10 protein-coding genes and 1 other RNA gene are annotated in these 11,849 nt (G+C 35.4%); 1 reads left to right on the top strand and 10 read right to left on the bottom strand.

Going from position 1 to position 11,849, the window contains the following annotated elements; all coding sequences use genetic code 11:
- Positions 1-42: 42 nt before the first annotated feature.
- The 6 genes from GYV61_RS00490 to glpK form a co-directional block, all read right to left on the bottom strand.
- A complete protein-coding gene (locus GYV61_RS00490) occupies positions 43-1,494 on the bottom strand; it encodes a sensor histidine kinase (RefSeq protein ID WP_174794371.1) in 1,452 nt (483 codons plus the stop codon).
- An 8-nt stretch (positions 1,495-1,502) separates the two neighbouring features.
- Entirely contained in the window at positions 1,503-2,222 is a 720-nt protein-coding gene (locus tag GYV61_RS00485; protein ID WP_046324679.1) for a response regulator transcription factor, read from the bottom strand.
- Positions 2,219-2,614, bottom strand: coding sequence for an SdpI family protein (locus GYV61_RS00480; protein ID WP_174794370.1), 396 nt, complete (start codon positions 2,612-2,614; stop codon positions 2,219-2,221). Before GYV61_RS00480 ends, GYV61_RS00485 begins: the two co-directional genes overlap by 4 nt.
- Positions 2,615-2,629: 15 nt before the next feature.
- Positions 2,630-3,592, bottom strand: coding sequence for a mannose-6-phosphate isomerase, class I (manA, locus tag GYV61_RS00475; RefSeq protein WP_174794369.1), 963 nt, complete (start codon positions 3,590-3,592; stop codon positions 2,630-2,632).
- A 227-nt stretch (positions 3,593-3,819) separates the two neighbouring features.
- Positions 3,820-5,562 carry an FAD-dependent oxidoreductase gene (locus GYV61_RS00470; RefSeq protein WP_046324676.1) on the bottom strand — a complete coding sequence of 581 codons (1,743 nt, stop codon included), beginning with the start codon at positions 5,560-5,562 and terminating at the stop codon, positions 3,820-3,822.
- A 33-nt stretch (positions 5,563-5,595) separates the two neighbouring features.
- Positions 5,596-7,110 carry a glycerol kinase GlpK gene (gene glpK / locus GYV61_RS00465; RefSeq protein WP_174794368.1) on the bottom strand — a complete coding sequence of 505 codons (1,515 nt, stop codon included), beginning with the start codon at positions 7,108-7,110 and terminating at the stop codon, positions 5,596-5,598.
- 144 nt (positions 7,111-7,254) lie between these two features.
- On the opposite strand from glpK, the gene GYV61_RS00460 reads away from it, so the two are divergent.
- Complete coding sequence (locus tag GYV61_RS00460; protein WP_174794367.1) at positions 7,255-8,133, top strand: LysR family transcriptional regulator; 879 nt, start codon at positions 7,255-7,257, stop codon at positions 8,131-8,133.
- Between the two features lie 18 nt (positions 8,134-8,151).
- On the opposite strand, the gene GYV61_RS00455 is transcribed toward GYV61_RS00460, so the two are convergent.
- The 4 genes from GYV61_RS00455 to GYV61_RS00440 all read right to left on the bottom strand — a co-directional run bounded on the left by GYV61_RS00455 (position 8,152) and on the right by GYV61_RS00440 (position 11,769).
- A complete protein-coding gene (locus GYV61_RS00455) occupies positions 8,152-9,354 on the bottom strand; it encodes an MFS transporter (protein WP_174794366.1) in 1,203 nt (400 codons plus the stop codon).
- 300 nt (positions 9,355-9,654) lie between these two features.
- Positions 9,655-9,864, bottom strand: coding sequence for a hypothetical protein (locus GYV61_RS00450; protein WP_046324673.1), 210 nt, complete (start codon positions 9,862-9,864; stop codon positions 9,655-9,657).
- A 661-nt stretch (positions 9,865-10,525) separates the two neighbouring features.
- Positions 10,526-10,891: a transfer-messenger RNA gene (gene ssrA / locus GYV61_RS00445) on the bottom strand.
- A 71-nt stretch (positions 10,892-10,962) separates the two neighbouring features.
- Positions 10,963-11,769, bottom strand: coding sequence for a Cof-type HAD-IIB family hydrolase (locus GYV61_RS00440; protein ID WP_174794365.1), 807 nt, complete (start codon positions 11,767-11,769; stop codon positions 10,963-10,965).
- Between the last annotated feature and the right edge of the window lie 80 nt (positions 11,770-11,849).

Raw genomic sequence — 11,849 nt, 5'->3', positions numbered from 1 at the left:
CACACAAATAAAAAATCATTTCCTTTTGTGGAAATGATTTTTTTAATCTTCAAGATATTGTTCATAACCCTGGTCAAAAAGTATGATTGTAAATTCCGCTCCTTGATTGATTGCAGATTGGACACTAATTTTGCCACCATGCTGTTTGATCAAAGAGGATACAATAGATAATCCTAAACCATATTCTCCTTTACCAGAGCGGCTGCGTGAAGGATCAGCCTTAAAGTATCTTTCAAAAGCGTATTTAATTTGTTGCTGATTCATTCCGATACCATTATCTTTAATCATAATTACCGTTGCGTGTGCAATTCTATAACCGCTAATTTCAATTTTACCGTTAGCTGTAAACTGAATTGCATTCTGCACCAAATTAACCATTATTTGGGTAAAACGATCTTTATCTGCATAAACAGGCAGATTTTTTGGAGCAGTGATAAAGATTGTATCATCAGCTTTAGCAGCATTTTGCTTAAGTTGCATTGTTACATCTTCAAATGTCTTTCTGGCATTAAAGCGCGTTTTAACTAAATTTATTTGGTTATTACGAATTTTTTCATAATCCAAATTTTCATTAACTAAACGAATTAACCGCTTAGTTTCTCTACTCATCAAGGCAATAGACTTGGGCTTAGCTTTATCAGGAATTGCATCATATTGTAAGCCTTCTAAAATACCATTGATCGTAGTCAAAGGTGTGCGCATTTCATGAGCAGCATCAGCCATAAACTGGTCTCGCCTTTTTTCTTGCTCTTTCACTTCTTGATTTGATTTTTTTAAAGTCCGAACCATCTGGTTGAAGTTATCTGCCAGCTGAGTTATTTCATCATGACCACAGTAATGTGTCTGCACATCAAAGTCACCTGCTGTAACTTTTTTGGTAGCGACAGATAACTTTTTAATTCTATTGGTTGCATAAAAAGAAAGAATCAAGCTGAGTACTAAACCTACAATAATGGTAGAAACTAACGCGTTGAAGAGATTTTGCTTGGCGATTCTTACAGGTCGCTCTACTTGGGCAATTCTGACTCCTAACCACATTGCACCAATAAATTTTCCCTTATCCTTCCAGGGTAAAAGTACACCAGTACAAGCATCCTTTTTATAGCCTAAGCTGGAGAGTGCTTCGTTATTATTTTTAATACGTAACTTCTTGCCATGTTTTAACTGCCCCAGGCGATGAGGGGTAAGTTTAATTTTGTCATTTCTTTGAGGATAAACTTGTGAACCATGTGCATTAAAAACGCTAAGATACACCCTATCGCTATGAAGGACAAATTCCAGCTTATTTAAAAATTTGGGATTCAGCATTGCTGCTCCGTCCTTTTTATCATTTGTAGCCAAAGTACCTAATGCCGCGGCAAAATCTTCCATTCGCCGATAATTATATTCGTACGATTGTTGAGTAGTATTATTAATTTCAGAAAAACCGATTATTGATACCGTAGTAATAATGATTAGTAAAAAACTAAGCATATGCTGATAAATCAACTTCATAATAAAGCCTACGAATCATCAAATTTATAGCCAACACCCCAAACGGTTTGGATGACATTTGCACCTACTTTTTCCAATTTTTGGCGCAATTTTTTAATATGTGCATCCACGGTTCGGTCTTCACCATAATAATTATAACCCCAAACAGATTCTAATAATTGTTCACGAGAAAAGACCTGCTTTGGCTTCTGGGCCATGGTATATAACAAATCAAATTCTTTGGGGGTAATATTTTGAACATGTTTATTGTCATATAATACTTCACGTCTGCTTGTGGAAATCTTTATATGATTAGTTACCACATCAAATTTTTCTCCGGATTCTGCTGTTTTGGTTTGTTCCTGCTTATCATCAATTCTGATTCTGCGTTGCAAAGCCTTAATACGTGCTATTAGTGCCAAAGGACTAAATGGCTTAGATACATAGTCGTCGGCACCAGCATTAAATCCTTGAATTTGTTCTTCTTCACTGCTGCGCGCAGTAAGCATAATGATTGGAATTGATGGTGAGATTGCACAAACTTCTTTAGCAACTTCTATGCCATCTTTTTTAGGTAAATTAAGGTCTAGAGTGATCAAATCATATTGATCAGGATTCTCAGCAAACATTTTAACGGCTTGTTCCCCATCAGTGGCAACATCCATGGACCATCCTTCTTTTTCGAAAAACATCCCCATCATTTCTGCAACCGACTGATCATCCTCGACCATTAAAATTTTCAGTTTCATTTTCTGTCCCTAAATCCTTTTGTTCTCTCCTTTTTTACTTTGTCAGGGTCTATATAATCTGCCGGCAATTCATGACGAATTATCAAAAATTTTTTAAGACTTTTTTCAGTAGCCATGATTGGAAAGATAATGAAAAGATAAAATGTCAGCAGCCAAAGTAAAAAGTAACGATCCCATTTAAGTAAATGGATTCCAACTCCTAATAATAATTGCATTAAACCAAATATAATAAAATAACCACCTGCTTTATGCTGAGCAAATTTAAAACTTGCTTTATTCACTGTGGCCAAGTACGAATAATATCCGTAAAACGGCCAAGGTCTTTTCGGAGGTGAAATGAGCCATAATAGCCCAACTATTAACATAATTGAGCCACAAACTATATAGATCATATTTTATTATTCTCCTTAATTATTAGGCGTAGAAATAACCAATTTCATATTACCTGTGAATGTAAATTTTTTAATGTTATTAGGAATTATCAGATTTGTTCCAATTGCTAGGTCATATGATTTACTTTCAATTTGAAGAGTGCCCGTTCCCTTAATAACTGTTAATAATAAGTAGGGGTGACTATTTAAACCAGTGCGCCATTGTCCAGCTAAATCTATTTGCCACAAATAAAAATGAGGTGAAACGGGTGGTGCAACCAAAGTTTTTATAGTAGCATCCTGCACGTGATCTGTTTTAATATCCAGTTTAGGATCAACATGTGGGACCTGTGTAACAGCGATTGATTTTTGGGTATGTAGTTCGCGTTTCTTACCGGTTTTTTGGTCAACACGATCATAGTCATACAACCTGTAGGTCACATCACTAGATTGTTGGGTTTCTATAACTAGTATCCCCTTAGTAAGTGCGTGGATTGTTCCTGAGGGGACATAAAAGAAATCACCAGTTTTTACAGGTACTTTGCGTAAAAGTTTATCCCATTCTCCCTTTTCTATCATTTCAGTCAGTTCTGAGCGAGTTTTGGCAGTATGCCCATAAATTAGATATGATCCAGGATCAGCCTGTAAAACATACCAGCTTTCAGTTTTTCCGCTATCATTTTCTACTTTGCGAGCATATTCATCATTGGGATGAACCTGGACAGACAAATTATCATTTGCATCCAGGAACTTAACAAGCAGCGGAAATTCTTTACTTTCAGGGTTGCCAAATAGCGTCGGATTTTCTTGATAAACCTGACGCAGACTTTGCCCTTTAAACTGACCATTGATTACTGTAGAAGCATCCTCTTTATAGCCGGAAATTACCCAAGCTTCTCCTACCTTGCCATCTGGGATATTATAATTAAAGATTGTTTTCAATTTGCGTCCACCCCAAATTTTTGGTCTGAAATAAGGAGTGAGAAAAATTGGCTCCATTTTAATCACCTCTCTATTAGTTTAATCTTTTAAGATGTAAATTTAAAACTATTTTTTCAAATATGACAACATTTATTATTGTTATAATAATACTTTTTGCTAGCCCCTGCTCACATAAAATAATTTAATTGTAATAGTGTGCTTAAAAAAGGGCAAGAAAAAGCCCGCCAGTTTATCTTGACGGGCTTTTTAGGGGAATAATTTACTACTTTCTTTTTGCTAATCTATCATTTTTTATTCTTTAGTTTATCTAGTCGTGATTGTGCTATTTCCTGCTCTAAATCATGTACATATTGAGTCTTTTGCTCTTTATCCCAGCCATAGTAATCAGACATATGGTTAACGACACCTTCTTTAACCTGGTTTAAAGTATCACTCTTGAATAAAATGTGATAAGTACGCCTTAAGAGATAGTCAACAGGTGTCAATGTCATTTCTTCAGCTAGTGAATAATCAAGGGCTGCTGTTTCGCCCAGACTTAATCCTGCAGCGGGCTTAATCGTTTTTGCATAGTCATAGATTTGCTCTGCTTGTGAGCCAAACAAGTTGGCAATTTCCTTGGCATCATCAGCAGTAATTCCAGCTGCTACGCCATCTTTAGCAATCCGAGCAAGTTCTTCTTCTGCATGGTCTGAATCAAAGTCACCACCTGCAACTTTAATTTCAGCAGAATTTTGTAAAGTAAAGTTCTTAGAAAACTTGTCATGAAGCTTTTGCTGTATTTTCTTCATGGCACCATTAGCCATAATACGATAATCTGTTAATTTACCACCAGCTAGAGTAATTAAGCCATCCTCAGCTTCAGTTAATGAACTACCGCGAGAGACAGCGGACGGTGCCGAAGTACTGTCAGAGACACTGGCACCAGTTGCTGCATCTGCTGCTTCATTGCCTTCAACTTCGACTTCAATTAGGGGACGCACTCCAGCCCAGCTGGCTTCAATATCGTCAATAGTTAAATGAGCGGAAGGATATTTCTTATTAATAATATTTAACAAGTAATCGACATCGCTTTGTTCAACAGTTGGATGAGCGTAATCACCGGTAAAGTCGGTATCGGTAGTGCCAAAATAGGTTTTACCTTCTCTTGGAATAGTAAAAATCATACGACCGTCTGCTGTACCTGAGCCAAAGTAAGTAGGTTGCGGCACAGTTAAGCGTGATTGGTCAACTACTAAGTGAACACCCTTTGTAGGACGCAGACGTGGCTTCTTATAAACTGCTTTATCTTCCTGTCTTACTAAGTCGGACCAAGGCCCGGAGGTGTTAATAACTACATCTGCATGAATTTCAAATTCTTCACCGGTTAAGTTATCATGGACGCGTACTCCGTTAACCTGCTTTTGCTCGTTATGAAGGATCGCAATACATTTCAGGCGACTAACAGCCAAGCATCCCAATTCATGTGCCTTTTTGACATTTTCTACTACTAAACGGGAATCATTGTTTTGGTAGTCAAGGTAAACGCCCGCGCCTTGTAAATTTTCACTGTTTAATTGTGGCTCACGTTTTAAAGTTTCTGCTTTATCCATTGTATAGTTGGCATACTTAATTAAAGGAGAGTCACCCTCGATTCCAGCTAAATGATCATATAAATCCATTGCTACTTTGACCGAAAACATGGTAAAGGTTGTTCCCGGTTCATCATAAATCGGCAAAATCATAGGGTCAGGCCTAGTCATATGAGGAGCAATATGCTGAACTATTGCACGTTCCTTGACAGTATCAGAAACTACTTGGACATCAAAAGTCTTAAGATAGCGAATACCACCATGAACTAACCTGGTTGAACGTGATGAAGTTCCGCCACCAAAGTCCTGCATATCGATTAAACCGGTTTTCATCTTAGCTGCACTAGCTTGCAATGCAACGCCAGCTCCAGTAATACCGCCACCGATAACCAATAAATCTAATTTTTCATTTTTTAAACGTTCAATTTCTTCCTGTCTGGTTTTAATTGAAAACGCCATGGTATAACCTCTTTCTTTTAGTAAAACTGTTAACTAATTCTTTTGGTAAGGTTTGTATGAAAAACTTTGAGCAGCCTTAACAGCTGACTTCCACCCTTCATAAAGATGGTCTCTTTCAGCGCCACTCATTTGTGGTTTAAATATCTTGCCGACTTTTTGGATTTTCTTTATTTCCTCGAAATCTTTCCAATAGCCAATAGCTAAACCTGCAAGAAAAGCAGCACCTAAAGCGGTTGTTTCAAGATTAGCCGCACGCTCTATTTCAATTCCTAAAATGTCTGCCTGGAATTGCATTAAATAGTCGTTATTGGCAGCACCACCATCGACTTTTAATTTAGGAATTTTAATTTTGGTATCTTCATGCATAGTATCAATAACATCGCGACTTTCATAAGCCAAAGATTGTAGAGTTGCTTTTGTAAAATCATCCCTTGTCGTACCTCTAGTTAAGCCAAAGACTGAACCACGGACATTTGAGTCCCAGTATGGAGCACCTAGACCGGTAAATGCTGGGACGACAAAAACTTCATTGTTATCCTTGGAACGTTTTGCGGCTTCTTCTGATTGAGGAGCGTCATCAATAATGCCCAATTGATCACGCAACCACTGAATAGCAGAACCGGCAACGTAAATACTACCTTCTAAAGCATAATTTACTTTGCCATTAATGCCATATGCCACAGTCGTTAACAAGTTATTGGCCGAGAATTTTGGCTTTTCCCCTGTATTCATAACAGTGAACGCACCGGTACCATAAGTGTTTTTAACCATTCCTGGTTCAAAAGCTAATTGACCAAACAGAGCTGATTGCTGGTCACCAGCCATTCCAGCTATGGGAACTTGACTGCCGTAAAAGTGATATTCCGCAGTAGTGCCATAAATTTCAGAATTAGAACGAATTTCCGGTAAAATTTTTCTAGGAATATTTAATAATTTTAGTATCTCATCATCCCAATCAAGTTTGGTAATATTAAAAAGCATTGTCCGGCTGGCATTAGTGTAATCAGTAACATGAACTTTGCCGCCAGTCAGTTTCCAGACGAGCCATGAATCGATGGTGCCAAATAATAATTCACCATTTTCAGCACGCTCCTGAGCGCCAGGAACATGGTCAAGTATCCAGCGAATTTTAGTTGCAGAGAAATATGCATCAGGGATTAAACCGGTTTTTTCATGGATCATATCGGAATACCCGTCAGCAATGATTTTATCGGCGATATCTGAAGTTTGCCGTGATTGCCAGACAATTGCGTGGTAAATTGGCAAACCAGTCTTTTTATCCCAAATTACAGTAGTTTCCCGTTGGTTAGTAATACCAATAGCCGCAATCTGGTCAGGCTTAATTCCTGAATTAATAAACGAATTGGCAATAGTCGATAAAACTGAATTCCAAATTTCGTTAGCATCATGTTCTACCCAGCCAGGTTTAGGAAAATATTGATTAAACTCTTTCCGTGAATCAATTACTTTTTTACCAGAATGGTCTAAAATAATTGCACGTGTACTTGTAGTACCTTCATCAATCGCTAAAATATATTTTTCAGCCATTATACTTCTCCTTTTTAGTTACAAAACTAATTTAGTAAAGGTAACTGTCGTTACAATTCAATTTTACCCTCGCTTTTTAGTAAGCGCTAACATATAATGATGATAACTTATTAGATAAAGTTATAAGTAAAAGGACAAAATGTGATGAAATATAGCCTATTAGCATATAAATATTTTATAGATGTTGTAGAAACTCAAGGATTTACTCCGGCCGCTAAGAGAAATTTTGTTTCTCAAACAGCCATTAGTAACGCAATAAAAAATTTAGAGGAAGATTTAGGCGTGCAACTGATTGATCGTTCAACTTCCCATTTTAAAGTTACTTTAGCGGGCATTAATCTGTATCACTGTGCAGTACCGGTACTTAAAAAATATTATGAATTTAATGAAAAAATTGGTCAGTTAAATGATTCATTTCAAACGTTGAGAGTACATTATTTACATGGTTTTGATTATTGGGCCGTTAGCTTAGCGCGATTACTTACAAAAAACAATTCAGGCTTACAATTACAATTAGATACCGAAAATTTTGCTACTAGTATACCGAAACTTGATGCAGAGGATTACGATGTGCTGATTGGTTTCTCAACAGCGGTAAGTAAAATTAAGAATATTCATGTTAAGAAAATCGGAACTGCCAATTTTGGGATTTTACTGAGCAAAAAAGCTGTTAATCAAGATGGTAGGCTAAAAAGGAATGTTATAAAAAAGCAGCCCCTTTTCTTGCAAAAATGGACTGCTACAGATAAGAATGATGTACAAACAAAAATTAAAAAAATTTTGGCCAAAAAGAACATTTGTTATGAACAAATTATTTATTTAGACAGTTTCGACGCGGCATTATCGAATGTTGTTTTAGATTATGGTATGGCTATCTATCCAGAAGAACTGCCATTGCCAGAAACTTATGCTAAATGCGTTACTTACTTACCCAACTTACCAAAACTAAAATATGATGTTGTGGCAATTTATAAAAATCCAGCTATTTGTAATTTATTAGACCATTGCTTGTCTAAAAAATAAGTTTTTGCTTTTTTGCAATTAATGCAGCTTTTCCAGTTTACCTAATTCGCCTAAACCAGTAACTAGGGAAATAAATACAGAAAGAAACATGCAAACAGAAGCTACAACAAAGATGGAGTGAACTTCTGCTTTAATTAAGAAACCACTAATTAATGACATAATGGGCCCAATTATTCGGGTAAGTGATGTAGAAATTGATGTTATTGTTCCTTTAAATTGAGGCGGTGTTTCTGCTTGAATAATGGTAAAAAAGTTTGCTTGTGACCAAACACAACCAAAGGACACTATTGCATAACCAAAGGTAACCCAAAAGAAAGACTGAACATTTAGCATTATCATAAAGCCGCACATTATTAGAAGTCCAATCATAATCATCTGTGTACCAAGTTTCATATTCTTGTTGATACGCAGGTAGATGAAATTGCCAATAATACTGGCAACTGCAGCTACTGTGTAAAAAACACTTACTAGGTTAACTGAAACTTTCATTTCCTGTTTTAATAAAAACGTTAACATGGGAACGACTGCTTGAAAACCAACATTAGCAACAAAAAAACTTGCAAGCAGCCATTTAATGTCATGATGAGCAAATAAAAAGGAAATCCCCTTTTTAGCACTTTTGTTAAAGGAACTTTCTTTTTTCATTGCCCCATTTTCTGTTTGTAAAGGTTCATAGTCTTTAATAACATAAGTTAAATAGCCAAAACTTAAAGCATCTAATAAAAAACCACCAATATAATTGATCAAATTAATAATGACAGCTGCAATGCCTGGGCCGAAAGTTTTTTGCACAGACGAAATTAAACCAACTTGGCCCGAAACAGATGATAATTCTTCTTTTTTTACCGATTCTGCAATAAATATCTGGTAGCCTGTCCAAGTGATTAAGTCGAAACTGCCAAGTAGGAAAATGACCAATAGCAGCCAATATATTGAGACGTTTCTTATAACCAAAAATGGTGCAATTATAATTAGCACCATTTGTATAATCAGAGAAAAAAGCATGATTTTTTTACGAGAATACATGTCAAAAATTGGTCCAATTGTTAGTCCAAATAATGCTGTAGGCAAATATTCGACTGCCGTTAACAGTCCCATTATTATTGATGAATGTGTTCTCGACAACATCAAAAGTGGAATTGCAAAAGTATAAAACTGATCGCCAAGTCCTGAAATAGCATAACCTATTAGTAACTTGGACTTTTGTGTTAATTTTTTCATTGTTTATTTTTTGCTCATTCAAACTATGTGTACTTTATTATAGCGCACAAAAAAGCATTAGATAAAGCAAATTTCAAAGTGATTTAGTCTTTAAATATTCTGAATATACTATATATACAAAATAGACAAACTTATTTTTAACTTCGACCTTTTTAGCGATTATAATTTGCTCCCTGCCATTATTAGAATTCTAAGAACAATAACAACAAGTGAACAAATTAAAATGATAGTCCATGCTGTATTCTTTCTCATTTTTCCTCCACTATTTTCTATAGCTTGATACTCCAGATCTTTTTAATGCTAAATTTCACGAGCACTCAAAATATCCGAGATTTTAATTTCATTTTCAACAGAACCTCCAAGAAAAGTTAATTCTGGTTCGTCATCATCTTCATTCAATATATCCTGAACAAAAATTTCCTTCTTTTGACCATTTTTCAACGTAAACTCAACATTGCGACCATAAAAATATTTTCCTAACTCTTGCAATGTCATTTTATGTGGATCCATTTCTTCAACTTTCTAGTCATCAAACAACTTTTATATAATTTCGTAGGGTCGATAATAAAATAACTTAAATAACTTTTCATTTTAAAACTGTTTTGTGAAAGTTTATCTGTTTTAAGCACGAAACAAAATTGAAACGTAGTTAGATATGCTTATACAATCACCATTTTTGAAAGCTCAATGAAAAATAAATAGTTCTTATTTTTCATTTCTTTTATTTTATACTAGTTACTTGTCAGCTAACACAAGGAATTAAGATATTCGTTTTTACTTCTTGGTCTTTTTCCGCCACTCTTTTATCATAATACGTTATTGTTTCCTTTGTCTATATAGTTAATTAGCATTTTTGCTACATAATTAATTGTTTCATAATCATTCAAAAAACTTTCTTTTGTTATATTCACTGAGCTAATTCTGCAAAAAATGACTGTTAAAGCTAAGTTAAATGTTAAATAGTAGGCAGATGTTGGATTTTTTATTGTTTTTATATTAAAAAATAACAGTCGTACTATAAAAATTAATGAATAAATCGTAGCCTAGTAAAAGAACATAGAAGTTTATAATTCCTACTAAAAAAATAAAAATTCCAGTTTAATTTTTTTAACCATACAAAAGTAAAATAAAGCCCTATGAACGCTTTATTCATAGGGCTTTATTAATATATTTATGGAGGTGAGGGGAATTGAACCCCTGTCCAAACGCACTCCGTCACTGACATCTACGATCATAGTTATATTATTTGAATTTCACTAGTCCAAAACGCCATATAACAGGGCTAGTATGGACTAGCTAACCTGGAATGACTCTTTTTAACTATTCAGATGAGGTAGTCAAACGTAACTCACTAAGTTGATACTTGAATTCAGACGTGAGTAATCCGAAAACAAGCAACACATGCGCCTAAACTAGGCAGCTAATGCGTAAGAATTTTCTTTATTTGCAGTTATAAAACTGTGACGTTTTTACGTAGACGTGACCTACGAACCGCAGTCAATGCGAATCTACGCCTGTCGAATCCCAAAACACCCCCGCTTTGGGTAATACAATTATAGCATAACAAAGCGAAATTGCCTAATGTCAAAGCGGAACCTTGAATTCTATCTAAAAAACAAATTGCTCAAAAGCCAAGGCAATTCCATCTTGATTATTTGATGCAGTTTCAAAGTTAGCTTGGTTTTTCGCTTCAGAAGAGCCATTTGCCATAACTACTGAAGTTCCTGCAACCCTAAACATAGGTATATCGTTTCGCTCATCCCCAATTGCCATCACTTCATTAGTTTCAAATCCTAGTTTTTTTGTCAAAAATTTAAGTGCCACCCCCTTGTTAACATCTGGATGCATTATTTCTAAAAAGTTATCGGCTGCTCGCACCACATAATTTTCTTTGCCAAAGGTTTTTACAACATTAGCTTCAACTTCGTCAAGCTTGACTTTTTCGTCAGCAAAAACGGCCTTAATTATTTGTTCATCTTTAGGTAGTTCATCAGGCTTTCTGATTAGAACACCAGCACTATTTTCCCACGCCTGGACAATAGTAATTCGATTAACATTTAAATTACTTGTAATGATTGCACTGTTTTCAGCGACAACATTGTAAGCCACGCCATGCTCTTTAGAATATTGGTCAATCTTTTCATAAGTTGTTTGATCAATTCCCAATTGTTGAAGAGTCTTACCTGTCACTGTCTCAATGACAGCGCCATTAAAAGTAACAACATATTGATTGTCTTGAACTATTCCTAGTTCATTCAAAAAATGCTTCACACCAGCTAATGGTCGTCCAGAGCAAAGTACTACCTTGATATTTCGCGCTACTGCCTTCTTAACTACTTCAATAGTAGATTGAAGTAACCTTCCCTGACTATTTAATAGTGTGTCATCAACATCAATTGCAACTAATTTAATCATTTATTTTTCCTTTACCATTTCCTTCAGGTTTACAGTTATTTTCTATCGCAGCCGACCATACTTTTGCAAATTATTTTGAT

This window comes from Lactobacillus melliventris (genome assembly GCF_013346935.1).
In the GTDB taxonomy this organism is placed as follows: domain Bacteria; phylum Bacillota; class Bacilli; order Lactobacillales; family Lactobacillaceae; genus Lactobacillus.
This window is presented reverse-complemented; position numbering and strand designations above follow the sequence as displayed.